Annotated in this window: 26 protein-coding genes; 11 read left to right on the top strand and 15 right to left on the bottom strand. The window is 72.8% G+C overall.

Annotation, left to right across the window (positions count from 1 at the left end):
- Positions 1 to 222: 222 nt before the first annotated feature.
- The 4 genes from IEZ27_RS28490 to IEZ27_RS28505 all read left to right on the top strand — a co-directional run bounded on the left by IEZ27_RS28490 (position 223) and on the right by IEZ27_RS28505 (position 4,689).
- Positions 223 to 3,231 carry a M4 family metallopeptidase gene (locus tag IEZ27_RS28490; RefSeq protein ID WP_189650071.1) on the top strand — a complete coding sequence of 1,003 codons (3,009 nt, stop codon included), beginning with the start codon at positions 223 to 225 and terminating at the stop codon, positions 3,229 to 3,231.
- Between the two features lie 166 nt (positions 3,232 to 3,397).
- Entirely contained in the window at positions 3,398 to 3,883 is a 486-nt protein-coding gene (locus IEZ27_RS28495) for a DUF4232 domain-containing protein (RefSeq protein ID WP_189650072.1), read from the top strand.
- Between the two features lie 267 nt (positions 3,884 to 4,150).
- Positions 4,151 to 4,423 (top strand): hypothetical protein, encoded by a 273-nt coding sequence (locus tag IEZ27_RS28500; protein ID WP_189650073.1) that lies wholly within the window; start codon positions 4,151 to 4,153, stop codon positions 4,421 to 4,423.
- Positions 4,420 to 4,689 carry a type II toxin-antitoxin system RelE family toxin gene (locus IEZ27_RS28505; protein WP_125637793.1) on the top strand — a complete coding sequence of 90 codons (270 nt, stop codon included), beginning with the start codon at positions 4,420 to 4,422 and terminating at the stop codon, positions 4,687 to 4,689. The genes IEZ27_RS28500 and IEZ27_RS28505 overlap by 4 nt, the downstream gene beginning before the upstream one ends.
- Here IEZ27_RS28505 and IEZ27_RS28510 read toward each other — a convergent pair.
- The 4 genes from IEZ27_RS28510 to IEZ27_RS28525 all read right to left on the bottom strand — a co-directional run bounded on the left by IEZ27_RS28510 (position 4,666) and on the right by IEZ27_RS28525 (position 8,607).
- A complete protein-coding gene (locus IEZ27_RS28510) occupies positions 4,666 to 5,511 on the bottom strand; it encodes an FkbM family methyltransferase (protein ID WP_189650074.1) in 846 nt (281 codons plus the stop codon). The genes IEZ27_RS28505 and IEZ27_RS28510 overlap by 24 nt on opposite strands.
- A gap of 27 nt (positions 5,512 to 5,538) precedes the next feature.
- Positions 5,539 to 6,912, bottom strand: a complete 1,374-nt coding sequence (locus IEZ27_RS28515; protein ID WP_189650075.1) for a hypothetical protein — start codon at positions 6,910 to 6,912, stop codon at positions 5,539 to 5,541.
- Between the two features lie 131 nt (positions 6,913 to 7,043).
- On the bottom strand, positions 7,044 to 7,616 hold the full coding sequence (locus IEZ27_RS28520; protein WP_189650076.1) for a dienelactone hydrolase family protein: 573 nt from the start codon (positions 7,614 to 7,616) through the stop codon (positions 7,044 to 7,046).
- Between the two features lie 127 nt (positions 7,617 to 7,743).
- Positions 7,744 to 8,607 (bottom strand): TetR/AcrR family transcriptional regulator, encoded by an 864-nt coding sequence (locus IEZ27_RS28525; RefSeq protein WP_189650077.1) that lies wholly within the window; start codon positions 8,605 to 8,607, stop codon positions 7,744 to 7,746.
- A gap of 63 nt (positions 8,608 to 8,670) precedes the next feature.
- Here IEZ27_RS28525 and IEZ27_RS28530 point away from each other — a divergent pair, with 63 nt between their 5' ends.
- On the top strand, positions 8,671 to 10,386 hold the full coding sequence (locus IEZ27_RS28530) for a right-handed parallel beta-helix repeat-containing protein (RefSeq protein ID WP_189650078.1): 1,716 nt from the start codon (positions 8,671 to 8,673) through the stop codon (positions 10,384 to 10,386).
- Between the two features lie 22 nt (positions 10,387 to 10,408).
- Here IEZ27_RS28530 and IEZ27_RS28535 read toward each other — a convergent pair whose 3' ends face one another.
- On the bottom strand, positions 10,409 to 10,726 hold the full coding sequence (locus tag IEZ27_RS28535) for a helix-turn-helix transcriptional regulator (protein WP_189650079.1): 318 nt from the start codon (positions 10,724 to 10,726) through the stop codon (positions 10,409 to 10,411).
- Positions 10,727 to 10,953: 227 nt separating this feature from the next.
- Here IEZ27_RS28535 and IEZ27_RS28540 point away from each other — a divergent pair, with 227 nt between their 5' ends.
- Positions 10,954 to 11,337 carry an STAS domain-containing protein gene (locus tag IEZ27_RS28540; protein WP_189650080.1) on the top strand — a complete coding sequence of 128 codons (384 nt, stop codon included), beginning with the start codon at positions 10,954 to 10,956 and terminating at the stop codon, positions 11,335 to 11,337.
- Positions 11,337 to 11,723 carry an STAS domain-containing protein gene (locus IEZ27_RS28545; protein WP_189650081.1) on the top strand — a complete coding sequence of 129 codons (387 nt, stop codon included), beginning with the start codon at positions 11,337 to 11,339 and terminating at the stop codon, positions 11,721 to 11,723. Before IEZ27_RS28540 ends, IEZ27_RS28545 begins: the two co-directional genes overlap by 1 nt.
- Before the next feature lie 47 nt (positions 11,724 to 11,770).
- On the opposite strand, the gene IEZ27_RS28550 is transcribed toward IEZ27_RS28545, so the two are convergent.
- The 3 genes from IEZ27_RS28550 to IEZ27_RS28560 are packed head-to-tail and all read right to left on the bottom strand — an operon-like array spanning position 11,771 to position 14,245.
- Positions 11,771 to 12,331: a YciI family protein gene (locus IEZ27_RS28550; protein ID WP_189650082.1), complete on the bottom strand. Its 561-nt coding sequence runs from the start codon at positions 12,329 to 12,331 to the stop codon at positions 11,771 to 11,773.
- Between the two features lie 43 nt (positions 12,332 to 12,374).
- Positions 12,375 to 13,547 carry a macrolide family glycosyltransferase gene (locus tag IEZ27_RS28555; RefSeq protein ID WP_229824420.1) on the bottom strand — a complete coding sequence of 391 codons (1,173 nt, stop codon included), beginning with the start codon at positions 13,545 to 13,547 and terminating at the stop codon, positions 12,375 to 12,377.
- A gap of 50 nt (positions 13,548 to 13,597) precedes the next feature.
- On the bottom strand, positions 13,598 to 14,245 hold the full coding sequence (locus tag IEZ27_RS28560; RefSeq protein ID WP_189650083.1) for a CatB-related O-acetyltransferase: 648 nt from the start codon (positions 14,243 to 14,245) through the stop codon (positions 13,598 to 13,600).
- Between the two features lie 95 nt (positions 14,246 to 14,340).
- Between IEZ27_RS28560 and IEZ27_RS28565 the strand changes: the two genes are divergently transcribed.
- Entirely contained in the window at positions 14,341 to 14,979 is a 639-nt protein-coding gene (locus IEZ27_RS28565) for a TetR/AcrR family transcriptional regulator (protein WP_189650084.1), read from the top strand.
- Between the two features lie 10 nt (positions 14,980 to 14,989).
- Here IEZ27_RS28565 and IEZ27_RS28570 read toward each other — a convergent pair whose 3' ends face one another.
- Both IEZ27_RS28570 and IEZ27_RS28575 read right to left on the bottom strand, forming a co-directional pair.
- Entirely contained in the window at positions 14,990 to 15,352 is a 363-nt protein-coding gene (locus IEZ27_RS28570; protein WP_229824421.1) for an HAD domain-containing protein, read from the bottom strand.
- Positions 15,349 to 15,918: a PadR family transcriptional regulator gene (locus IEZ27_RS28575; protein ID WP_189650085.1), complete on the bottom strand. Its 570-nt coding sequence runs from the start codon at positions 15,916 to 15,918 to the stop codon at positions 15,349 to 15,351. The genes IEZ27_RS28570 and IEZ27_RS28575 overlap by 4 nt, the downstream gene beginning before the upstream one ends.
- Before the next feature lie 82 nt (positions 15,919 to 16,000).
- Here IEZ27_RS28575 and IEZ27_RS28580 point away from each other — a divergent pair, with 82 nt between their 5' ends.
- On the top strand, positions 16,001 to 17,326 hold the full coding sequence (locus IEZ27_RS28580) for a carotenoid oxygenase family protein (protein ID WP_189650086.1): 1,326 nt from the start codon (positions 16,001 to 16,003) through the stop codon (positions 17,324 to 17,326).
- On the opposite strand, the gene IEZ27_RS28585 is transcribed toward IEZ27_RS28580, so the two are convergent.
- Positions 17,323 to 17,781 carry an SgcJ/EcaC family oxidoreductase gene (locus IEZ27_RS28585; protein WP_189650087.1) on the bottom strand — a complete coding sequence of 153 codons (459 nt, stop codon included), beginning with the start codon at positions 17,779 to 17,781 and terminating at the stop codon, positions 17,323 to 17,325. The genes IEZ27_RS28580 and IEZ27_RS28585 overlap by 4 nt on opposite strands.
- Before the next feature lie 140 nt (positions 17,782 to 17,921).
- Between IEZ27_RS28585 and IEZ27_RS28590 the strand changes: the two genes are divergently transcribed.
- Positions 17,922 to 18,347: a MerR family transcriptional regulator gene (locus IEZ27_RS28590; protein WP_189650088.1), complete on the top strand. Its 426-nt coding sequence runs from the start codon at positions 17,922 to 17,924 to the stop codon at positions 18,345 to 18,347.
- A gap of 127 nt (positions 18,348 to 18,474) precedes the next feature.
- On the top strand, positions 18,475 to 19,665 hold the full coding sequence (locus tag IEZ27_RS28595; RefSeq protein WP_229824422.1) for a MalY/PatB family protein: 1,191 nt from the start codon (positions 18,475 to 18,477) through the stop codon (positions 19,663 to 19,665).
- Positions 19,666 to 19,732: 67 nt separating this feature from the next.
- Here the strand turns inward: IEZ27_RS28595 and menC are convergent, their stop codons facing one another.
- Genes menC through IEZ27_RS28615 form a run of 4 tightly spaced genes read right to left on the bottom strand, consistent with a single transcriptional unit; the run spans position 19,733 to position 24,833 of the window.
- Positions 19,733 to 20,854, bottom strand: coding sequence for an o-succinylbenzoate synthase (menC, locus tag IEZ27_RS28600; RefSeq protein ID WP_189650089.1), 1,122 nt, complete (start codon positions 20,852 to 20,854; stop codon positions 19,733 to 19,735).
- Positions 20,851 to 21,603, bottom strand: coding sequence for a GNAT family N-acetyltransferase (locus IEZ27_RS28605; RefSeq protein WP_189650090.1), 753 nt, complete (start codon positions 21,601 to 21,603; stop codon positions 20,851 to 20,853). The genes menC and IEZ27_RS28605 overlap by 4 nt, the downstream gene beginning before the upstream one ends.
- Positions 21,604 to 21,657: 54 nt before the next feature.
- Positions 21,658 to 23,247: a PucR family transcriptional regulator gene (locus IEZ27_RS28610; RefSeq protein WP_189650091.1), complete on the bottom strand. Its 1,590-nt coding sequence runs from the start codon at positions 23,245 to 23,247 to the stop codon at positions 21,658 to 21,660.
- Positions 23,244 to 24,833, bottom strand: a complete 1,590-nt coding sequence (locus tag IEZ27_RS28615; RefSeq protein WP_229824423.1) for an N-acyl-D-amino-acid deacylase family protein — start codon at positions 24,831 to 24,833, stop codon at positions 23,244 to 23,246. The genes IEZ27_RS28610 and IEZ27_RS28615 overlap by 4 nt, the downstream gene beginning before the upstream one ends.
- Position 24,834 lies beyond the last annotated feature (1 nt).

Consider the following 24,834-nt stretch of genomic DNA (forward strand, 5'->3'; position numbering starts at 1 on the left):
CGCCCTTCGAGCCCGCCCTTTTTCGGAGGATATCAGCGTCCATATGACGAAGATCAAGGATCTGTGAACCGAGATCTCCCGGTGCGTGAGGCATACCGTGGCGTTATGGAAAAGTGTGAGCTGTTCGCCTGACGACTCTGGGTGACAACTTTAATCAAGCCCAGGCCAAACGGGCTCCTTGATCCCCACACCCCCGGGGACATGTGAGAGGAGTCACCCAGAGTGAACAGCACGTTCAAGTCGGGCACGATCGCCGCGCTGGCGGCCGTGGCCCTGACGACCGCCTCGATGACGGGCGCCGCCGGCGCCGCGTCGGCGGCTCACTTATCCACCGCGGCGACCACCGTCGCGAAGGCCGATCCCCCGGCATTCGCCCCCGCGGACCCCAAGTCGCGCGACCGCGCGAAACTGAACGCCGACGCGGCACTCGCCGCCGGCGCCGGACGCCTTCACAAGGGCTCCGGCGACGCCTTCACTCTGTCGGCCAACACCGCCGGAACCTACGGCCTGCAATATCTGACCTACGAGCGCACCTACAAGGGCCTGCCCGTCTTCGGCGGCGAGGTCGTCGTCGGCACCGACCGGGCCGGACAGGTGATCCAGCAGGTGGTCACCGGCCAGACCGCGCAGATCAAGGTCGCCACGAAACCGTCCACGACGGCCGCGCAGGCGGCGGCGACCGCCCGCGCCCTGCTGCCCGACGTGGACGACGCGACCTCGGCGAAGCTGGTCGTGCACGCGACCACCGCCACCCCCAAGCTGGCCTGGCGGCTCCAGGTCAGCGGGCGCACGGCCACCGGCAGGCCCAGCATCCTCGACGTGTTCGTGGACGCGCGGACCGGCTCGGTGATCGACAAGTTCGACAAGGTGCGCGAGGGCACCGGCCGCGGCTACTACAACGGCACGGTGACGATCGACACCAGCGGCTCCAGCGGCTCGTTCCGGATGGTGGACAGCACCAGGCCGGGGCTCCAGTGCGGCGGCCAGAACGGCTCGGCGTACACCAAGAGCACCGACTCGTGGGGCAACGGGTCGGGCACCGACCTGGAGACGGCCTGTGTGGACGCCCTGTACGCCGCCCAGCGCGAGTGGGACATGCTGCGTGACTGGCTGGGCCGCAACGGCCACAGCGGCACCGGCAGGTCCTTCCCCATCCGGGTCGGCCTCAGCGACGTCAACGCCTTCTGGAACGGCTCGTACACCACCTTCGGCCACAACCAGGCGGGCAACCAGCAGGCCACCCCGATGGACGTCGTCGGCCACGAGTTCGGCCACTCCGTCTTCACCAACACCCCGGGCGGCGACACCGGCAACAACGAGGTCGGCGGCCTGAACGAGTCCACGGGCGACATCTTCGGCGCGCTGACCGAGGCCTTCGCCAACAACCCGAACGACCCGCCGGACTACGAGGTGGGCGAAGAGGTCAACCTCGTCGGAAGCGGCCCGATCCGGTACATGTACAACCCGTCCCAGGTCGGCGACCCCAACTGCTACAGCTCCACGATCCCCAACACCGAGGTGCACAAGGCGGCCGGGCCGCAGAACCACTGGTTCTACCTGCTGGCCGAGGGCAACAACCCCGGCGGCGGCAAGCCGAGCAGCCCGATCTGCCAGGGCGGACCGGCATCGGTGACCGGCATCGGCATCCAGAAGGCCGGCAAGATCTTCATGAGCACGCTGCTGGCCAAGACCCAGCCGTGGACCCACGCCAAGGCGCGCGTGGCCTCGCTCAACGCCGCCAAGGCGCTGTTCCCGAACAGCTGTGTCGAGTTCAACGCGGTCAAGGCCGCCTGGGAGGCCGTGAGCGTCCGGGGCACCAGCGACCCGACCTGCGTCGCCAACCCCGACACCTTCTCGCTCCAGGTCAGCCCCGGCTCCGGCGCGGCCGACCCGGGCGGCAGCGCCACGACCACCCTGAGCACGGTGACCACCGGCGGCAACGCCCAGCAGATCCAGCTCCGGACCGGGACGCTCCCGGCCGGCGTGACGGCGAGCTTCAACCCGGCCAGCATCCAGTCGGGCCAGTCGTCCACGCTGACCCTCAACGTGGCGGCGAGCGCGGCTCCGGGCGCGTACACCGTCCAGGTGATCGCCCAGGGCACGGCCCAGACGCAGACGCAGAACTACTCGCTCACCGTCAACCGGCCGATCCCCGACCAGTTCTCGGTGGCGCTCAGCCCGGCGTCGGGCTCGGTCGACGCGGGCGCCAGCACCAACTCGACCCTGACCACCACGACCACCAGCGGCAACCCCCAGCAGATCCAGCTCCGGACCGGGACGCTCCCGGCCGGCGTGACGGCGAGCTTCAACCCGGCCACCATCCAGTCGGGCCAGTCATCGGCGCTGACGATCGGCACGGCGGCCAGTGTCCCGGCCGGCACGTACCCGATCCAGGTGACCGCGCAGGGCACGGCCCAGACGCAGACCGCGACCTACACCCTGACCGTCACCCGGCCGGGTGACCCCGACTCGTTCTCCGTCCGGCTCGACCCGGAGGCGGGCACCGCGACGGCCGGGAGCACCGCGACCTCCACGGTGAACACGGCGACGACCGGCGGGCAGCCACAGCAGGTCACGCTGTCGGCCACCAAGCTGCCGAACGGCGTCACCGTGGCCTTCGACCCGGCCACCGTCCAGTCGGGCCAGTCGTCCAGGCTGACCTTCACCGTGGCCTCGACGACCAAGAACGGCACGTACCCGATCACGGTGACGGCCACGGGCACGTCGCAGACGCAGACCGCCAGCTACGCGCTCACGGTCACGGGCGGCACGTCGACGGGCGACTTCACCGTCGCCGTCAGCCCGTCGTCGGCGACCGTACCGGCGGGCGGGTCGGCGACCACCACGCTGAGCACGCAGGTCACCACCGGCCGGCCCATCCCGCTCACGCTGGCGGCCGACGGCGTCCCGCCGGGCGCGACCGTGACGTTCAGCCCGTCGTCCATCAACTCGGGCGAGTCGTCCACGGTGACGGTCGCCACGTCGTCCAGCACGCCGGCTCAGACGTACACGATCACCCTCAACGCGAACGGCGCCGTCAGCCACGGCACCTCGTTCTCGCTGACGGTGAACGGTGGCGGCGGCGGGGACGAATGGCAGGAATGGCACAGCTACAACGTCGGCGACGAGGTCACCTACCAGGGTGCCCGCTACCGCTGCGTGATCGCCCACACCTCGCAGCCGGACTGGACGCCCAACATCGTGCCGGCTCTGTGGCAGCCGATCGGATGACGATCCGGCCGCTGCCCCGTAATCCCGGGGGGTAAGTGAGGGCCGGGGCGGAGGGGGTCCATCGGACCCCCTCCGTACTGGCCTTATCGGCCCCCCGGACCGGTCCCGCCGGCGCGCGCGGCGGGCCGGTCATAACTTTCGCCGTGTTCCCGGCGTCCAACAAGACATGAGACGCTTCACCACCGCCACGATCGTGGCCGGGCTGCTGCTGGCGGGCGGGGCCGCGCCGGCGCTGGCCGGCGAGTCCGCCGCCGCCCCCCGCTGCACGGCCGCCCAGCTCCAGGTACGCCTGGGCACGGTCGACGCCGGCGCCGGCAACCGGAACGCGCCGCTGGTGTTCACCAACCGCTCGCGCACCGCCTGCACGCTCTACGGCCATCCCGGCCTGATCATGATCGACAAGCAGGGCGACACCCTCCGCACCCGCGTCCGCCGGACCACCGGCCCCAAGCGCCAGGTGACGGTCAAACCGGGCGCCACCGCCCGTACGTCGCTCCACTGGACGGTCATCGAGACCGGCGACGAGAAGAACTGCCCGAGCCCGTCCCGCCTGCTGGTCATCCCGCCGGACGAGCAGTCGTACGTGAACGTGCCGTTCGCGGCCGGCCCGGTCTGCGACGGCGGCCGGCTCGACGTCACCCCGCTGACCTGAACCCCGGGCAGGGACGGTCAGAGCAGCCTGTTGACCACGACCGTCAACACGATCGACAACAGCAGCGAGATCAGGATCATCACCAGGCAGCCCGCCCAGCCGCCCAGCGGTCGCATCTCCCAGTCCCCGAACCTCATCCCGTGTCCCTACCCGGACTCGGCCGGTTCGTACGCGGGCCGGTCCGCGACCGCTTCGGAGCTCAGAAGTCCGGGTACAGGCCTTAAGCTGGAGGAACCGCAAGGCCCGTGAACGGAGAGCCATCCGCGAATGAGAAAGCGCACGTTGCGGATCCCCGCCACCGCCGCCGCCCTCCAGGAGGCCGTCGAGCAGGCGGCGGCGGGAGAGGTCGTCCTGCTGGAGGACTCCGGCCGTCTGGTGGCCGCCGTCGTCCCCTTCGAGGTGGCCGCCGCCGGTGTCGACGCGCTCCATGAGGCCGGCGACGCCGCCGACCGCCTGCGAGGCCAGCGGCTGATCGCGGAGCTCGGCGCCGGCATGGAGACGACGCGGCTCGGCGACCTGCGCCGCGAGCTCGCGTCATGAAGGGCTATCACGAGATCCAGCTCGCGTCGCCCGCCGTACGCGAGCTGCGTTCCCTGCACGCCTGCGACCCGACGGCCGCCGCGTTCGTCCTCGACTGGCTGGAGTACGTGTCCACCGACCTGGAATCGGGCGCGCTGCGGACGCTCGACAAGGAGGCGGGGCTGCTGAAGGCGGAGATGGGCGACTTCGATGCCTTGTGCTGGATACGTCCCGAGGAGATGAGCCTCGTGGTCCTCACCGTCTCAAGGCGTCGTCACCCAGCGTGAGGCCGCGTCCTCGTTCGCCCGGTCGGCGAAGTCGAGGACGTCCCGCAGCCGCCCGACTCCGGCCGGCTCGGCGTAGATGTAAGGGCACATGTCCGACCGCGTCATCTTCGACCGCTGGTAGAGCGAGAAGTCGCACCACGTGTAGTCGTGCCGGGTGAGCTGCTCGATCACCTCCGTCCTGATGCCCTCGCCGTACATGGAGTCGTGCATCTCGATCAGGAGGGCCGGCCGGTGGCGGGCGATCGTCTCGTACGCGCCCGCCAGCGCCTTTCCCTCGTGCCCCTCGACGTCCATCTTGACGAGCCCGATCCGTTCCGGCGAGCGGGCCGCCACGTCGTCGATCGGCAGGGCGGCCACCTCGCCGAGGAAGGCGCCGTACCCGTCCTGGCCGGAGTGGAGCATGGAGGTGTCGCAGTCGGCGGGGACGGTCGCCGGCTCACCGGGAGCCAGCGTGCGCGTGCAGGGGCCCGCGGTGACGTCGTAGGGATCCCAGAGCCGCAGCCGCGCCCGGGACGCGTGCGCGGCCACGGGGTGGACGTCGACGTTGCCGACGTCGTTGAGCCGCAGGTTCAGGCTCAGGCCGTGCAGGGCGACCGGGTTCGGCTCGATGGCGATGACCTTCGTGAAGTCCCTGGCCATGCGGAGGGCGTAGTGGCCGACGTGGGCTCCGACGTCGAGGAAGGCGGAACCCGGCGCGGCGAAGGACCGCATGAGCCGCCAGATGTCCTGCTCGTGCGGCCCCGGTCCGGCCCGGTCACCACTGGACGGCCTGAGCGCCCAGGTGAATCCGTCGCGGCGCAGGAGGGCGGGTGTTGTCGACATCGGGGCTCCCGGGGAAGTGTGCCGCGCTCACCGGCTCGTGATCGATCTCGCGTCGGAGGAGATCCAGTTCCGGTGCGGGTAGAAGTTCCTGAGGTCCCGCATGCGTGCGGAGTCCGCGAAGAACACGAACTCGATGTTGGCGCGCCGCAGCACGCTGCTCTTCGTCCCCTCGCCCATCATGCCCCCGACCAGCGGCACCGCGTTGATCGCCACCTCGGTGAGCGTGGACAGGCCGCTCACCGCGAACCGTTCGGCGACCTTGGCGAGCCGGGGCATCTTCCCGCGCAGGAAGATGCCGAGGCGCGTGGGCCGGACGGTCAGGTGGGGCCGCGTCGCCCGGATGTGGTCGCAGACACGCTGCCAGTAGTCGGCGGCGCAGTCGGCCAGGGCCGTGGCCAGGGCGTCGTCCACGTCGCGGGCGTCGGAGACCTCCAGGTAGGACTGGATCTCGAACAGCTCCCTGGCCTGTTCGCGCAGCTCGACGATCTCCTCGAAGCGGAGCATGGCGAGCAGGTCGGGCGGCGGGCCCTCGACCATGCGGTAGGCCGTCTCGACGAGCTCCTCCGGGTCGAGGCGAGCACCTGGCTGCCCGCGCTCGAGCCGCCCGTCGGTGAGGACGGCCTCGGCGAGCCCTGTGCCGTCCTCGGAGTTCCAGTCGGATCCCATGATCCTCGCGTTGAACGCGCGTGCGTGCGCGGTCTCGTCGAAGAGGCCGTGGATCTGGATCAGTTCGCTGCTGACCGGCAGTCCGGATTCGTGGAGCAGGGCGAAGATCGGCGTGTGCGAGAAGCGCGGCCTCGCCAGGATCTTGTCGTACCGTCTTCGCAGCTCGATCGGCTGTGCCGACAGCAGGGCGGTCAGCACCGAGTCGGGCGAGTTCGCCGCGTCGCGGACCTGCCGCATGAAGTCGTCCTTGGCGCTGACGTAGTCGTAGCGGACGACGACGGGACCGTCGCCGGTGAGAATCCCGTCGAGTTCCTCGATCATCTCGTTGCGGGCGACCGAGATCGGCGAGATGACCCAGCCCTTGCCGTCCGGGCTGTTCCGCTTCCAGCTCTCCAGCACCTCGGCCAGGGAGTCGCACGCATCGAGGCGGTCCTCCCGGTAGAGGTAGTTGTGGGAACGCAGCCCGACCGCCACGACCCCCGCCGCGATGAGCTGCCTGAGCAGCCGGTAGAAGTTGTTCTCCCGCAGGTCGGACCTGCTGAAGTCACCCACGACCCGGGGATTGTCCACGAGCTGCGTGTCGTGGACGTAGACCCGCTCGTTGAACAGCGCCCCGAACACCAGCAGGGCCCGCAACTGCATGGTGGAGCTGATTCCAGCCCAGATCGGTTCGAGAGCGGCGAACTGGGACGTGGCCCGCAAGGCGTCGATGGAGCGGGGGTCATCGCGCTTCATCTCTCCGAGATACCACCCTTCAGCGGCCACCACAGCTAAGACAAGCACAGCCGGGTACCGCAGGGAAGGTCATCGCCGAGAGTGGGCCACGTCGCGGGACCCTCCTGGGGACCGACGTGGGAGGGGTGCTGTCAGAGGTCGGCGAGGAAGTCGAGGGCCACGGCCCAGGCGCGTTCGGCGGCGACGGCGGCGTGGTCGGGCAGGTCGGGGTCGGTGAACAGGTGGCCGACACCCGGGTAGCGGAAGACCTCCACGTCGGCCCGTGCCCGGCGCATCCGGAGGTACCAGGCGTTCAGCCAGTCGGCGGGCTCGTAGAAGTCGGGGTCTGCCACGTGGAGCTGGACCGGCAGGTCGTCGGCGGAGACGTCCTCGGCCATGTCGGAGGTGCCGTGCATGAGCAGCAGGCCCCGGGAGCGCTCGTCGCCGAGGGCGAGGTTCTGGGCGACGGCGGCGCCGAGCGAGAAGCCGGCGTAGACCAGGCCGTCGGCGGACAGCGGGGCGGCCGCGGCTATGGCCCGCCGCAGCAGTTCCTCGCGGCCGATCTCCTCCTTGATGGCGATCCCGGCCTCGGGCGTGTCCACGACGCGGCCGTCGTACAGGTCGGGGACGTGCACCTCGTGCCCCGCCGCACGGAGCCGGTCGGCGGCCTGGTGGACGGCGGGCCGCAGGCCGTACATCGAGTGGAGGAGGAGGATCCGCGCCATACGCGCAGCTTAGCAACCCCGCCACGACTCCCACGCCCATCACCCGCCCGCCACGACTCCCGCCCCCAGCCACCCCGTTGCCCGGCTGCCCGGCAGCCGATGGACCGGGGGCGGGCGCCGGGTTGGGTCAGTCGGCCGATCTGCGTTTGCGGTAGGCGCGTTGTTGGCAGGCTCGTGAGCAGTAGACGCGGGGGCGGCCGGAGGGGGCGGTTTCCAGTGGCGTGCCACACTCGGGGCATCTTTCGTCACGGCTTTCGTCACGCTCCCGGATGAGCACCTCGACGCCGTCCAGGAGGCGGCGCAGGCCGAACGTGAAGGAGTCCTCCGGGTCGTCCCAGCCGCCCGTCTCCCACAGGCGCGAGAGGGCGGGATAGCGATCGAGGCGTTCGTACAGGGAGTCGCGGGCGCCCCACCACTCCTGTTCGGACACGCCGCTGCGGCGTTCCTCGCGCCGGGTCTCGGCCAGGAGCAGCGCCTCGGCGTCCACGAACCGGCCGAGCAGGCCGACCACCGCGACCACCTCGGACGGCCGCAGCGCGGTGCCGGTCAGCGCGCCGAGCATGTGGTCGTAGTGGGCGACCGCGTTCGGGCCCGGCAGGTGGCGGGAACCGCGCACCTCGGCCAGCCACGGGTGGCGCATGCGGAGCTCCCACGCCCGCCGGGCCGCCTCCTCCAGCCGCCCCCGCCAGCCACCTCCGGCGTCCGGGGCGGCGTCCGGGGCGGTGGCGAGGGCTTCGCCCAGCACTTCGTCGCGCATCAGGTCCACGAGCTGGTCGCGGCCCGGTACGTGGCGGTAGAGGGACATGGTCGTGAAGCCCAGCCGGTCGGCGACCTTGCGCATCGACAACCCTTCCAGGCCTTCGGCGTCGGCCAGCTCGACCGCGGCCCGCACGATCCGGCCCAGGCTGAGGCCGGGCCGCGGCTCCCGTTCCGCGTACCGCCACAGCAGCTCGATCCCGTGGTCCGGGTCCCCCGCCACACCTCGCGCCATTGGCACCTCCCTCGTTTATGGTGTATTACTCCGTGTACGCCATAAACAGCAAAGGGGATACCTGTGTTCCACTTCCATGTCGCACCCGGCGGGGACGACTCCTGGCCCGGCTCCCTCGAACGTCCCTTCGCCACCCTCGAACGCGCCCGCGAGGCCGCCAGGGAGTCCGGCGGTGAGTCCGTCGTCCACCTCAGGGGCGGCGTCCACGTGCTGGGCGAGCCGCTGGAGCTCACCGAGGCCGACTCGGGCACCGTCTACCAGGCGTACGGCCACGGCACCCCCGACCAGGAGGACGCCGTCCTGAGCGGCGGCCGGACGATCACCGGCTGGCAGGTGAGCGACGGCGTCTGGCTGGCCGGCGTCGGCGACCTGGAGACCCGCCAGCTCTACGTGGACGGCCGCCGCGCCGCCCGGGCCGGGATCGAGGGGCTGCCCGGTTCGTCCCCGGCCGCGACCGCCACCGGCTACGTCACCGACAGCGCCGCGCCGCTGGCCTGGACCAGCCCGCGCGACGTGGAGTTCGTCCACCGCGGCGTGTACCCGTGGACCGAGGGCCGCCTGCCCGTCGCGGACGTCGCCCAAGACGGCGACCGGACCGTGATCACCATGGCGACGCCCGCCTTCGAATGGGCCGCCGAGCTGTACAACTCCACCTGGGAGGGCACCCCCTCCGCCGGCCCCGGCCTGCCCACCAGGATCGAGAACGACCCGAGTTTCCTGCGCGAGCCGGGCACGTTCGTGCTCGACCGCTCACGGCCGGGCCGTCACGTGCTGCGCTACCTGCCCCTTCCCGGCGAGGACCCGGCGCGTACGCGGGTGGTCGCCCCGGCGCTGGAGACCCTGGTACGCGGGTCCGGCGCGCGGCGGGTGACCTTCCGCGGGCTGACGTTCGCCGAGGCGACCTGGTTGCGCCCGAGCCGTCCCGAGGGCTTCGTGCACTATCACGGCAGCGGCTTCTACGAGGGCGGCGGCGTCGGCGTGGCGGAGCTGGGCGAGGGGGCGTCCGTGACGTATCCCACGGCTTCCGTGACGATTCCCGCCTGCGTCACGTTCGATGACTGCTCGGACGTGGTGATCGAGGGGTGCCGGTTCACCAGGCTGGGGGCGTTCGGGCTGGGGGTGTCCGGCGGCGAGGGGCACGTCGTGCGCGGCTGCGACTTCGACACGCTCTCGGCGGGGGCCGTCGTGGTGACGGGCAGCCGGGGCACGGCGATCGAGGACAACCTGGTACGCGGCGTCGGGCTCGAATACCCGGGATCGCCGGGGATCGCGGTGATGGGGACGTCCGGCTGTGTCATCGCGCACAACGAGGTCAGGGACGTGCCGCACTGCGGGATCACCGCCGGGCCCGGCGAAGGCACCCGGATCGTACGCAACCGGACCGTCGACACCATGCGGGTGCTGGCCGACGGCGGCGGCGTGTACGTGTCGGGGCCGCAGGGCGGTTCCCACGACGACGGCGCGCTGGTGCTGGGCAACGTCATCGAGGACACCCGCACGCCGTACAACTTCGGGCTCTACACCGACTACGGCGCCTCCTGGGTGCGGGTGGAGGAGAACGTCGTCGCGCGCGCCGACAACACGGCGGTGCTGCACGTGGGCCCGCCGCTGGAGAACGTCGTCTACCGGGGCAACTTCTGGGACGCCGACCCGCTCGGCCACGACGCCCCGCCGCCCGGGGTCACGTACGAGGAGAACCGCACCATCAAGGACGCGCAGGAACTGAACGCCGCGACCGCCGCCATCCGCGCCCAGGCGGGCCCGCGCCGCACCCTCTGACGGCCGGACGCCCGAGCCGGGATCAGTCGTCCCGGCCGGGCCGGTCGCGGGCGATGAGCAGCTCGATCAGCAGGCGGACCGGCAGCCCCGCCTCGGTCGGATGGCGGAACTGCCGGTCGAGGTCGAGGCTGTAGCGGTTGCGGCGGCCGATCCGCTCCCGGGTCAGGTAGCCGTCGCGGTAGAGGTCGGAGACGATGTTCTGCACCGCGCGCTCGGTGATGCCGATGCTGGCGGCGATGTCGCGCAGCCGTACGTCGGGATCGCGGGCGATCTCCACCAGCACGCGGGCGTGATGGGTCAGGAACGTCCAGGTCGCCGGATGGTCATCAGATGCGGGCACGGTCTTCGGCGCCTTCTCTGCCTGGGCGTCCCGGATCCGCGGGGCGGCGGACAATCGTCACGTGAAGATCCTATGACGAAAACTCTTTCCGGTAACCGGCTTCGCCCCTAACCTTGGATCTGAGGCGGCTCGATGCCGTCCCGACCGGCCAGGCCCACTTGGGGATCACCGATGTCCGTCACCCAGACGTACCTTGCCGTCGCGCCGAGCGCCACGTCCAGGCCGCCATGTCGCTGCTCGACATGACCTGCCGGCCGGTCCGGGGTGGCGTGCTGGTCACGGTTTCCGGAGAGCTCGACGCCACCAACACCCACCGCCTGGCGTCGGCCATCCGCGACGCCCACCGGCCCGGCCACTCCCTGATCCTCGATCTGAGCGGGCTGGCCTTCATGGACAGCAGCGGCCTGCACGTCCTGGTACGCGCCCACGACGACGTCCGCGAACAGGGCGGGACCCTGCACCTGGCCGCCGTACGGGACATCCCGGCCCGGATCCTGCAGATCACCGGGGTGTGGGACGCGCTGACCATCCACGCCGACGTGGACGAAGCCGTCATGGCGGTCCGGGAGGCCCAGGCCGACCGGCGTCCGGACGACGCGGAGCGGTTGTGATGCACCTGGCCAGCAGCCACCTGCCGGGGATCACACTGGTCACGATCGCCGGCGAGGTGGACGCCGCCTCCTCCGGCCACCTGGAGACCTACCTCGACCGGGTGCGCCGCGGCCTGGACGAGCACCTGATCATCGACGTGAGCCGGCTGGCGTTCCTGGACAGCTCCGGCCTGTCCGTCCTGCTCGCCGCCGCCACGCTGGCCCGTGCCCATGGCGCGGACGTGCATCTGGCGGGGCTGCGGCCTTCGGTGGCGCGGCTGCTGCAGATCACCGGCACCGTGGAGCTCGTGCGGATCCACGGTCATGTGAGGCAGGCGGTCGCCGCGGTGCAGGCCCGCCGGGACCCTGCGGCGTTCGGCCGCGCCGAGCCCCCCGAGGCCGTCTGACGGCCCACGTCATCACGGGAGACCGGCCTGTCATGACAGGCCGGTCGTCACCGGCGGCCGCCGAACTGCCAGTCGTGCACCTCGACGGCGGCGTACCGGTCCGTGGTCAGGACGGCGCGCGCCGCGTCGGGGTCCGGCGCGCGGACCAGCGCCGCCGTACCGAGCCAGGCGGCGCCGTCGTCGGACAGCAGCGGCCCGTACGCGATCAGCTCGTCCCCGCCGCCCGGCGGGACGAGGTCGGCGGGCTGCCCGGCGGCCAGGCCCAGCACCAGGTACCGGTTGCCGCCCTCGCGTCCGCCGGGGAACTCCCACATGGTGCGGCCCAGGACGTTGCGCCACCTGCGCAACATCACGTCCCGGTAGACCCCGGCCTGGTAGTTGGGCTCGTCGAAGACGAACGCCCGCGCGGTGGCGAGGTCCGGCAGGTCGACGATGTGCACGCTGCCGGTGGCCGTGCCGCCATCATCGCCGCCGTCGCGGTCGAGCGTCGGGCCGCGGGCGATCAGCTCCGCCTCGAACCGGTCCATGTAGGCCCAGTGGGCCTCGCCCAGCTCGGTACGGAGCGCCCCGGAGCCGGGCCGGTCACGGTGATAGCAGAAGAACTCCATGCCGTGAGTACCTACCACGAACAGCCGCGTCCCGCGCCGTCCCTCAGGGCAGCAGGTCCTCGACGAGGCCGGCCGCGCGGACGGTGCCGCCCTCGGCCCGTGCCTCGGCCTGGAGGCGCGCCAGGCGGCGGGCCACCTCCGGGTCGGCGGTCAGCTCGGCCAGGGCGGCGCGCAGGGGCTCGGCCGTCGCGTCGGCGGTGTCGAGGCGCCGGGCCACGCCCAGCTCCACCAGCCGGTCGGCGTTGGCGAACTGCTCGGCGGCCTGCGGTACGGCGATCATCGGCACCCCGGCCAGCAGCCCCTCGCAGCAGCCGCCCATGCCGGCGTGGGTGACGAACGCGTCGGCCTGGTCGAGGATCGCCCGCTGCGGCACCCAGGAGCGCACCTCGACGTTGGACGGGATCTCGCCCAGCTCCGCCACCTCGGTGTACTTGCCGATCTGCAGGACGACGTGCCAGCCGGGCAGGTCGCCGAAGGCCGCCAGGCACTGGCGGTAGAACTCCGGCTGCCGCGTGTACGCCGACCCCAGGGACACCAGCAGGACCTTCTCCGCCCCGGCGGGACGGGTCCAGCCACCCTGCGGCCCGCGCGGGTCGTGGCAGGGGCCGACGAAGGTCACGACGGCGGTGTCGACCTGGTCGGCGTGCGGTTGCATGGCCCGCGGGATCAGGGCCAGCGCCCGCGGCGGCAGGCCGGAGAAGGCGTCCACGTCGGTGGTGGCGGCCCCGGAGTCCATGAGCCAGCGGGCGAACCTGTCCCGGTAGGCGTCGGCCCCCGGCAGTTGCCACAGCTGCGCCGCCACCTCCTCGTGGTAGCCCTTCCAGGCCACGAACGTCGGTGACAGTTGCAGCAGCGGGCGGCCCTGCGTCTCGGCCAGGGCCCGCGCGGCGTAGGCCCCGATGTCGTACAGGTAGAGGTCGGCGGGGTCGGCGTCGTAGGCGGCGCGCAACTGCGGGAGGGCCTGCACGGCGTCGTCGAGGAAGAGGCCCATCGCCGCGATGGGGTCGTCGGGCCAGTTGTTGTCGGCGACCGGCAACGTGGACGTGCACGGGACCAGCTCGGCGCCGGTGCCCGTGATCAGGTCGCCGACCGCCGGGTCGTTGGCGTACGTCACCCGGTGGCCGCGGCTCACCAACTCGCGGACGATCTCAAGGCTCGGCAGGACGTGGCTCACGGCGGGGATGCCGATCATGGCGATGTGGGCGCGGCGGGACATCGTGGATCACTCGTTTCAGGTCTGACGGCGGAACGGGCGCGGGCGGCGCGTCACGCGCCCGGGGCGGCGGCCTCCAGGTCGGCGACGCTGCCCGACATGATCGTGCGCACGTGTCGGGTGATGTGCTCGGCGGGCCAGTCCCACCAGGCCACCGTGAGCAGCCGGGCGACGTCCTCCTTGCTGTGGCGCAGGCGGATGAGGCGGGCCGGGTTGCCGCCGACGATCCCGTAGTCGGGCACGTCGGAGGTGACGACGGACCCGGCGCCGATGATCGCGCCGTGCCCGATCCGCACGCCGGGCATGACCGTCGCGCCGTAGCCGAACCAGACGTCGTTGCCGACGACGGTGTCACCGCGGTTGGGCAGGCCGGTGAGCAGGTCGAAGTGCTCGGCCCAGGAGCCGCCCATGGTGGGGAAGGGGAAGGTCGAAGGGCCGTCCATGCGGTGGTTGGCGCCGTTCATGATGAACCGCACCCCGGTGCCCAGCGCGCAGAACCTGCCGATGACCAGCTTCTCCGGGCCGTAGTGGTAGAGCACGTTGCGGGTCTCGAACGCGGTCGGATCGTCCGGGTCGTCGTAGTAGGAGTACTCCCCCACCTCGATCAGCGGGGACGTGACCAGCGGCCGGAGCAGCACGACCCGCGGCTGGCCGGGCATGGGGTGCACGACGGTGGGGTCGGCGGGGACGTGGGCGTTCATGGAGCGTTTCCCTTCGTGAACCGCCGTTAATGCGACAACTTCTACATTAAGATGGTGTCATGATGCTGTCCGCGTAGCAAACCGGAAAGGGAGCCATGACGTCCGCGAGTCCGTCGCCGGCCCGGCGCAGCCGTCCGGGTGGCCGTACCGGTCGCATTCGTGCGCAGGTTCTCGACGCGGTCCGCGCCGAGCTCGCGGAGCGCGGCTTCGACGGGCTGACCCTCGACGCCGTCGCGGCCCGCGCGGGCGTCCACCGCGCCACGGTCTACCGGCGCTGGCGGGACGTCGGCGGCCTGCTCGCCGACGTCCTGGAGGCGACGGGCGACGACGACTGGCAGCCCGAGGACACCGGTTCCCTGCTCGGCGACCTCTCGGCGCTCAACCACGAGAACCAGGCGGCCCTGACCGAGCAGCCGTCGATGGCGGCGGCGCTGATCGCCGCGTCGTTCCGTTCGGAGGAGGCGGCGCGCGGCGTGCGGCGGCTCTGGGAGGACCGCTACACCCGCTGCGAGGTCATCGTCCGGCGGGCCGTCGAGCGCGGCGAGCTCCCGCCGCACACCGACGCGCGGCGGCTGCTGGTCGCCGCCGTCGCGCCGCTCTACCACCACCTGGTGTTGTTGCGTACGCCACCCGACCCGGACCTGCCTGACCAGGCGGCCAGGACGGCCGTGCTCGCCGCGTCGGCGGGCGCGTTCGCCGCCACCGAGCCCCCACCGACTGAGGGCCCGCGGTAACCGAGGTTTCTCAGCTTTGGGCGTCCTCGGCGGTCGTCGCGCTTCCGCGCAGCCACGTCCGCCCGTCGAGCTCGGACGGTTCCGGCCAGGTCGCCACCGGCAGGCGCGGCAGGCCGAGCAGCGGGGCGACGCAGTCGTTGGCGTCGTCCATCCAGGTCGTGGCCCAGACCAGGTCGCACGGCAGCGCCTTCAGCCGGGGCCCGTGCGCGGGGTCGACCCTGGCCAGGAGCGGGTTCGCGGAGGCCGTACGGAAGGTCGGATGTCCGCCCGGGACCGGGCCGAACGGGATGAGCGGCCCGTCGACGTCGAGGAAGAGCAGCGGGCGCCGGACGGGACCCGCAGGGCTGGGCGGCGTCGCCGCGCCCGGGGTCACGAATCCGCCTCCGGGTGTCGCCGCCCCGGCTTGTCGGGTTCGCCAAGTTTATCGAGTTCGCCTAGTGCCCAGGTGGCCCAGTCGTGGGCGGCCCGGTACTGGCGCAGCCCGTAGCCGGCGGCGAGCCAGCCGAACGGGAGCCGTCCGCCGGGTGAGACCGGGGTGTCCACCGCCATCGCCGGGCCGAGCTCGGCGAGCTGCCGCTCGCTGTTGGCGGCGATCTCGCGCAGCACCGTACGGGCGTCCTCGGGGTCGAGGGCGGACAGCAGGAAGAGCCGCAACACCGGCTCGTTGCGGACCGCGCCGCCCTTGCGGGGCGCCAGCAGCCACGCGCGCAGCTCGGCGCGCCCCGCCTCGGTGACGCCGTACGCGCGGCGCCCCCGCACCCCCTCACCGGCGGGCTCGATCAGCCCTTCCTCGGTGAGGCGGGCCAGCTCCGGATAGATCCGGTTGTAACCGGCCTGCCAGGCATGACTTCCCAGCTCGCCCTCGAACGCCTTGGCCAGGTCGTATCCGCTCGCCGGCCCCTCCGAGAGCAGGCCGAGCAGGGCGTATCGCAGTGCCATGCGCCCTACCTTACCTCTCCAAATTGACATATCCAGTTGGATAGGTGAAAACTTCGGTGCCGCACGCGACGAAGGAGCTGACATGTCCTACATGGCACCCGTGCCCGATGAGATCGACGCCTACGACCTGCCCGTGTCGGGGGCGCTGCCGCCGGAGCTGACCGGCCGTTACGTCCGCAACGGCCCCAACCCCCTGCCCGGCGAGCGACCGGGCCACTGGTTCAACGGGCACGGCATGCTGCACGGCATACGGCTGCGCCACGGCCGCGCCGAGTGGTACCGCAACCGCTGGGTGCGCACCGGCAAGCTCGCCGGGCTGCCGTACGTGCGGCCCGGCGGCGGCCGCGACCTCACGGCGGTGTCGGCGAACACGCACGTGATCGAGCACGCCGGACGCGTCCTCGCGCTGGTGGAGAACGGCCTGCCGTACCGGATCAGCCCCGACCTGGGCACGGACGGCCCCCTCGACTTCGGCGGGCGGCTGACCACCGCCATGACCGCCCACCCCAAGCAGGACCCGGTGACCGGCGAACTGCACTTCTTCGGCTACGGCGTACGCCCGCCCTACCTCACCTACCACCGCCTGGACGCCTCGGGAGAGCTGGTGCACAGCCGCGAGGTCGCGGTCCCGGGCGGCACGATGACGCACGACTTCGCCATCACCGAGCACCATGTCGTCTGGCTCGACCTGCCCGTCACCTTCCAGCCCCACCTGGCCGGCCGGACCATGCCGTACCAGTGGGACGACGGCTACGGCGCCCGCCTGGGCGTGATGCGCCACGACCGGCCCGGCGCGCCGGTGCGCTGGTTCGACGTCGAGCCCTGCTACGTCTTCCACGTCGGCAACGCCCACGAGGACGCCTCCGGGCGCATCGTGCTCGACGCCGTCCGCTACGGCCGCGCCGACTTCACCGCCGTCTGGCGCATGGCGGGCGGCAGCGGCGATCCGGCCGCGTCCGCGTCCTTCGAGGGCTCGGCACGCCTGCACCGCTGGGTTCTCGACCCGGCCACCGGCACCGTACGGGAGCAGGCGCTCGACGACCGCGCCGTGGAGTTCCCGACGCTCGACGACGACCGCGTCGGCCGCCCCGCGCGCTACCTCTACACCAGCGACGACTCCGCGATCGTCAAGTACGACCTCGCCGGCGGCGGCGCCGGCAGCCACCGGCTGGAGCCGGGGACGTACATCGGCGAGGCGGTGTTCGTCCCGGCCGTCTCCGGCCCGCGCGGGGAGGACGACGGCTGGCTCCTGTCCATCGCCACCCGGCACGACGGCAGCGCCTCCCGCCTCCTGGTGCTCGACGCCTCGAACCTGGCGGCGCCGCCGGTCGCGGCGGTCGACCTGCCCCGCGCCGTCCCGGCGGGCTTCCACGGCTCATGGATCCCGGACGCCCCACGACGCCGCTAGAGGGCGTGGGCGGCGGGCTTGCTCGCGGGCTGGAACCTGAACGAGATGGCCTCCATGACCGCCTGGTGCTTGGTGTTCTGGAAGGCGGCGATCTTCCAGTCGCCGTCCGCCTGCCGGACCAGCGTGTACGTCTGGATCTTGTGGAGCTTGCCCGGCCTGCCCTTGTAGGTGTCGCCGCGCGTGACGACGAGAGCGGTGCCGGGGCCGGCGAGGCGGATGCCGACGGTCTCACTGGCCAGCCTGGTGCCCTTGACGAAACTGTCGAACAGCGCCTGGTGGGCGTCGCCGATCTCCTTGGCGCCGATGTAGAGGGTGCCGACGTACGTGACGTAGGTGGCGTCCGGGGTGAACAGGGCGCCGTAGGCGTCCCCGTCGCCACGACTCCAGGCGTCGGCGAGCCGGTCGAGCACTGCGGTGATGGCGGCGGTGTCGGCGGCGGCGGGGATGCTGCTCATGATCGTTACCCTTCTTTCGAGCATTTGCTTCTTTGGAGATTTATCTTCTCTAAAGAAGAGATTAGGAGAAGGGCATGCCGATGTCAACGTCCGGCTCCGCCCGGGTGCGGCGGGGGCGGTTCACGTAGGCTTGAGGTCATATGGATGAGCAGTTGACGATCGGCGAGCTGGCCGGACGTACCGGTGTCGCCGCCTCCGCGCTGCGCTACTGGGAAGAGCTCGGTCTGCTGCCGGAGCCGGAGCGCGTCTCGGGTCAGCGGCGTTATCCGCCGTCGGCGGCCGGGCTGGTCGGCGCGATCTTGTTGCTGCGCGACGTCGGGTTCACGTTGCGCGAGGTCAAGGCGTTCATCGCGGCGCGTACGGCGGCCGGTGACGGCTGGCGGGAGCTCCACCGGCGCAAGGTCGCCGAGCTCGACCAGCTCATCGCGCGGGCCCAGGCGGCGCGTACGGCCATCGCGCACAGCCTGGCCTGCCCGCACGAGGACATCTTCGACTGCTCCACCTTCGCCTGCGTGGTCGAGGCGCGCCTGGCGGGCACGCCCCTGGAAGAGGCCCACAAGCACTGACCCCGGCCGACGCCGCGCGGGTCCGGCACGGTGTCCGCCGGGCGGAGGCGACCCCCGTGAAATCGCCTCTTACCGCCTGGATACCCTACCCGTCTATGGTTCAAGGCCATTTGTAAGGAAGGTGCTGTTGACCACGGACCCGCACGGCCTCCTCACCGCCTACACCACCGACGAGCTGCTCCGGCGGCGCAGCGTGAAGTGGCGTGAGTTCCCGCCGGACGTCCTGCCCATGCGCATCGCGGAGATGGACACCCCGCTCGCCGAGCCCGTCGCCGCCGCGCTGATCGCCGCCGTCGAGCGCGGCGACACCGGTTACGTGCTCCCCGGGCGGCTTCCCGAGGCGTACGCGGGCTTCGCCGACCGGCACTACGGCTGGCAGCCCGACGCCGGCGCCATCCGGCTGGTCCCGGATGTCATGTCCGGCATCGTGGAGATCCTCCAGATCGTCTCCGAGCCCGGCGACGGCGTCGTCGTCAACACCCCCGGACACCCGCCGGCCTCGTACTGGATCGACCGCGTCGGCCGCCGGGTGATCCCCAGCCCGCTGGCCTCCGGGTCGGACGGGCACCGGCTCGACCTGGACCGGCTGGAGCACGACTTCGCGTCCGGCGCGCGGGCGTACGTGCTCTGCAACCCGCACAACCCCACCGGCCTGGTCCTCACCCGGGAGGAGCTGACGGCGGTGGCGGCGCTGGCCGAGCGCTACGACGTGCGGGTCGTCACGGACGAGATCCTCGCGCCGCTCACCTACCCCGGCGCGCGGCACGTCCCGTTCCCGTCCCTCGACAACCCGGCCGCGGCGCGGTCCGTCGCGGTCGTCTCGGCCTCCAAGGCGTTCAACATCGCCGGTCTCAAGGCCGCCCTCGTGGTGCCGGGGCCGGAGGCGTACGCCGACGTGGCGGCCGTTCCTCAGGAGGTCAGCGAGGTGGCCGGGCTGATGGGCGTGCTCGCCGCCGAGGCCGCCTTCGCCCACGGCGACGCCTGGCTGGGGAACCTGCTCGCCGCCCTGGACGGCAACCGTCGCCTGCTGGCCGCCCAGCTCGCCGACCAGCTCCCCGGCGTCGGCTACCACCTGCCGCGCGCGGGCTACACGGCCTGGCTCGACTGCCGCGCGCTGGGCCTGGGCGACGATCCCGCGCGGGTGTTCCTGCGGCGGGGCAGGGTCGGCGTGGGGTCGGGGCCGAGGTTCGGGGCGGAGGGGCGCGGGTTCGTCCGGTTCAACTTCGCCACGTCGCCGGACCGGGTCGCCGAGGCTGTCAGCCGCATGGTGACCGCCCGGGACCACGCGGACGCCGGGGTGGACGAGCGGCGCGACTGAGCTCACACGGCGACCGGCCCCGGCGCTGCCGGGGCCGGGGCCGGGGCCGGGGCCGGTGGACGCGCTGTCAGAGGGTGTCGGGGGTCAGGCGTTCCGGGGGGCCGGAGGTGAAGGCTTCCAGCGCGGCCGGGTCCGGGGTGACGCCGATGCCGGGGCCCTCGGGGACCGCTATGGAGTCGCCGTCCAGGACGACGGGCGCGGTGATGTCCCGCTCGTAGTAGCGGGCCGTCGCCGAGATGTCGCCCGGCAGCGTGAAGCCGGGCAGGCTGGCCAGCGCCAGGTTCGCCATCCGGCCGAGCCCGGTCTCCAGCATCCCGCCGCACCACACCGGTACGTCGGCCGCCAGGGCCAGGTCGTGGATGCGGCGGGCCTCCAGGTAGCCGCCGACCCGGCCGGGCTTGATGTTGACGATGGAACAGGCCCGCGCCCTGATCGCGGCCGTGGCGGCGCGGGCCGAGGTGATCGACTCGTCCAGGCAGATCGGGGTGTCCATCCGGGCGGCGAGCCGGGCGTGCCCGTCCAGGTCGTCGGGGGCGAAGGGCTGCTCCAGCAGGGTCAGGTCGTAGGCGTCGAGGCGGGCCAGGTGGCGGGCGTCGGCGGGGGTGTAGGCGGTGTTGGCGTCGGCGGTGAGCATCAGGCCGGCGCCGAACGTCTCGCGTACGAGCCGGACCGGTTCCAGGTCCCAGCCCGGTTCGATCTTGAGCTTGATCCGCGCGTAACCGGCGCTGACGTGCCGGTCCACCGTGTCGAGCAGGGCGTCGAGGCCGGTGGCGATGCCGACCGACACGCCCACGCGCACACTGCGCCGTACGCCGCCCAGGTAGGCGGCCAGCGACAGGCCGCGGGCCTTGAGCACGGCGTCCAGGACGGCGGTCTCGACGGCGGCCTTGGCCATCGGATGCCCGCGCAGGTGCGCCAGCGCGGGCGCGACACCGGCCGGGTCGAGGTCGGGCAGCGCGAACAGGGCGGGCAGCAGGAAACGGCGGATGAGGTCGGCCGCGCCCTCCAGGTACTCGGGACTGTAGGTGGGCTCGTCCTCGGCCACGCACTCGCCCCAGCCCTCCTCCCCCTCGGTCCCGCGCACCCGTACCAGCAGCGCCCTGCGCACGGTCTGCGTGCCGAGCGAGGTGCGGAACGGGGTGAGCAGCGGCAGGGCGACCGTGCGCAGCTCGGCTTCGGCGATCCTCATGCCGCACGCTCCAGCACGTACCAGCCGTCCTTGGTGAAGGCGGTGATCCGGTAGCCGCAGGCGAGCGCGCCGCCCAGGGCGGCTCGCTGGGCGGCCCGCCACCGCGCGGCCTCCTCCGGCCACTCGCGCCGCAGCCGCTCGGCGTCGGCGGGCGTGGCGCAGCGCAGTACGGCCGCGCCGCCCGGCTCGCGCGGCGTCCCGCGCTCGTCGAGGATCACCTCGGCGTCCCCGTCCCCCAGGGGCCCGGTCACGGTCGCGGCCGGGTGTACCGGCCAGTAAGCGAACAGGCGGTCGGTGACGTCGCCGCCGTTGATGCCGTCGTTCATCGGCCCGTAGAAGTCGGGCACGTAACGCTCGGCCCGCGCGCCGAGCCTGGCCAGGTTGAAGAAGGCGTTGCGGCGTACGAGCGGGTCGAAGGTCCAGGAGATGGAGTTCAGGCCGCGTTCGGCGGCCCACTCGCGCTGGTGCGCCTTGATCGCCTGGCCGATCCCCCGGCCCTGCGCCTCGGGGGCCACGCCCACGACGTGGGAGTGCAGGCTGCCCCCCTCGGCGAGGAACCCGGACGCGGCGGCGACGAGCTCGCCGTCGAGGAAGGCGCCGCCGACGTAACCGCCGGTGTGCGCCAGGGCGCACATGAGGTCGACGGCCACCGGCGGGTCTTCGCCGGCCCTGGTGTTCCAGATGCGGCGCAGCAGCCGGTCGGCGGCCTGGAACTGGGACGTACCGTGGAGGATGCGGAGTTCGGCCATGGGCACCAGCATTCCGCCGGGCCGCCGCCGGGGCGTTGGCGTGCAAGCCGAACTTCAGCCGCCGCTGTTTGTGCCGGACGCCCGGATCTCGGCCAGCCGGAGCTGAAGGCCCAGGACGAGCCTGACGTCGGGGTCGTCGAGCGGGATCAGCTCGCCGATGCGGCGCAGCCGGTACCTGAGCGTGTTGGGGTGCAGCGACAACGTCTCGGCCGCCCTCGGCACGTCGTAGTGGGCGGCCAGCCAGACGCGCAGGCTGTGGACGTAGTCGGTGCCGTGCCCGGCGTCGTGCTCGGCCACCAGCGACAGCGGCTCGCCCGCCGGGGCGGGGCTGGCCCGCATCGAGGCCCCCGCGTCCAGCAGGAACAGCGCCGCGGCCAGTTCCTCGTGCAGGCCGACCTCGCCGCCACCGAAGGGCCCGCACATCGCGCGCAGCGCGTCGTCGGCCTGCCGGGCGCTGGCGGGGGCCTGGGCGACCGTGGGCGCGGTCCTGCCGACGCCGGCCCGCCACCGGCCGCCGAGCCGGTCGGTGATCTGCGTGAGGGTGTCGGCGGTGATGCGCCGCAACAGCGGCGTGCCGGCCCCGGCGGCGACGACCGCGTACGTCCGGCCGTCCACGGCGCCGACGGCGGCCCTGATCCGGTAGGCGGCGTAGGCGGTGCGCAGGAGGTCGGCGGCGTGCGTGGCGGCGAAGGCGTCGGTACGGCCGCCGACCTCCCGCGTGCCGACCGCCACGACGGTGACCGGTTCCTCCGGGTGCAGGCCGAAGGAGGCGGCCAGCTCGCCGACGTGGCCGACGCCGCGCAGCAGCCAGCCCAGCCACTCGTCCCTGGTCCGGCGGGCCTTGTCGGCGGCCAGGCTGATGCGGGCCAGGTGCGGGGCGGCGGTCCTGGCCGCCTCGGCGAGCACGGCGGGGGCGTCCGGCGCGAGCGGCTCGTCGGCCTGGATGGCCCAGATCGTGCCGAGCGCCTCGCCCCTGGCGCGGACCGCGATCGCCAGCCTCGGCAGGTACTCGCGCGGCTGGTAGCTCCACACGGCCTGCTCGCAGCGCAGGACGGCGGCGTACTCCTCGGCGTTCGTCGGGTGCTCGGGGACGCGCCGGCCGAGGATGCCCTCCCTGCGCAGCTCGTCGATGGGCTGGCCGCCGATCGTGGAGTAGGCGAGCACGCGCATGGCCAGGTCCTCGATGGCCACCGCGCCGCCGACGCGCTGGGCCACCTGGTTGGCCAGCGCGAACAGGTCGCCCGCCTGGACGCCGCCGCCCAGGTCGGCCGCCGGGGCGACGAGCGCGAGCAGGGCGTCGACCAGCGCGTAGAGCTGGCCCCAGGCCAGGCCGGGCGCGGCGGCCAGCAGCGCCACGCCCGCGTCCCGCGCCGCCTCGGTCAGCGCGGCGGCGTTGCCGAGCCCGGCCCGTACGACGACCGCGCTCACGCCCGCCCCGGCCGCGTCCTCCAGCAGGGACGGCTCCGGCCGGCCGGTGGCCAGCAGCAGCGCGCCGGCGAACGCGGTCATCGGCTCGTCGGAGCCGTGGATGACGGGCGCGCCCACCATGGCCTGGCGGCCGGACGGCAGGCAGAGGGCGGTCACCGCCTCCGCGCCGAGGCTGTCGAGCAGCACGCCGAGCGTCACCCGGCCCTGGGCGCTCACGCCTGCCCCCCGCGCAGGAGGCGTCCGTGCCGGCCGCCGGTGAACTCGCCGCCGTCGATCACCATTCGGCCGCCCAGGAGCACGTGGACGACGCCCGCCGGGCGCGTCGCGGGCTCGTCGTAGGTGCCGTCGTGGCGGAGGGCCTCGGGGTCGAACACGCACACGTCGGCGACCGCTCCCCGTCCCAGCCAGCCGCGGTCGGCCAGGCCGAACTGGGCGGCGGTGGCCGAGCCGACCTTGCGGATCGCCTCGGCCATCGGCACGATCCCGCGCTCGCGCACGTACGCGCCGAGGAAGGTGGGGAAGGTGCCGTACGTGCGGGGATGGTTCGGGCCGCCGGGCGGGCCGCCGTCGGAGCCGATCGACACGAGGGGATGCCGCATGATCCGCGTCACGTCGTCGTCGTGCATCGTGTGGAAGACGCCGTCGGCGTGCGGGTCGGCGATGAGCAGGTCGCACAGCGCGTCCCAGGGGTCGCGGCCGTCCAGCACGTCGGCGAGCCGGCGGCCGGTCACGGCGGCGGACGCGTGCCGCAGGAGGTGTACGTCCTCGGGATGCGCCTCCCGCCACAGGCCGACGCCGGTCGTGCGCAGCGGGTCCTCGGCCAGCGCGCGCAGCGCCCGCCGGGCGTCCGGGTCGGCCAGCCTCCTGACCAGCTCCGTCTCGCCGCCCTCGCAGGCAGCGGGCGGCAGCAGCGCGACCAACCCGGTGCAGAACGCCCGGTACGGGTAGACGTCGGCCCGTACGTCCACTCCCCTGACCCGGGCGGCGGCCAGCTTGTCCAGCAACATCGCCGAGGAGCCGTGCACGGCCCGGCCCGACGCCTTGCAGTGGGAGACCTGGAGCCGTATCCCGGCCGCCGTCGCCACCTCCAGGGCCTCGTCCAGGGCGTCGGCCAGCCCCTCGCTCTCGCTGCGCAGGTGGGTGGCGTAGACGAGGTTCCGGCGCCGGGCGGCGCGGGCCAGCGCGATCAGTTCGCCGGTGGCCGCGTAGGCGCCCGGCACGTACTCCAGGCCGCTGGACAGCCCGCACGCGCCCGCCGCGAACGCCTCCTCGGCCAGCTCGGTCATCCGCGCCGGCGCGCCGGGGCGCAGCGCGGCGTCCATGCCGCAGGCGGCCGTGCGCAGCGTGTTGTGGCCGACGAGCACGGCCAGGTTGTTGGTGGTGCCCTCGCGTTCCACGGCGTCGAGGTAGCCGCCGAAGGTGGCGAACGTGTGCTCGCTGAGGACCTCCGGCGTGAAGCCCGCCGACTCCGGCGTGGCCGGCCCGCAGGAGAAGCCGCAGTTGCCGACGATCTCGGTGGTGACGCCCTGCCACAACTTGAACGGCTGCGCCCCCGCCATGAACGGCACGGTGTCGGAGTGGCTGTGCGGGTCGACGAAGCCGGGCGCGACGACCAGGCCGTCAACGTCCACCACGCGGGCCGCGCGCCCGAGGTCGCGGCCGGTCGCGGTGACCCGCCCGCCGCCGATCGCCACGTCCGCGGTGCGGCCGGGCGAGCCGAACCCGTCGTGCAGGGTCCCGCCGCGCAGGATGAGGTCGTGCATGCGGTTGTGCCTTTCCCGGTACGAGGTTCGGTCGGTCATG

It is taken from the genome of Nonomuraea spiralis (genome assembly GCF_014648435.1).
In the GTDB taxonomy this organism is placed as follows: domain Bacteria; phylum Actinomycetota; class Actinomycetes; order Streptosporangiales; family Streptosporangiaceae; genus Nonomuraea; species Nonomuraea spiralis.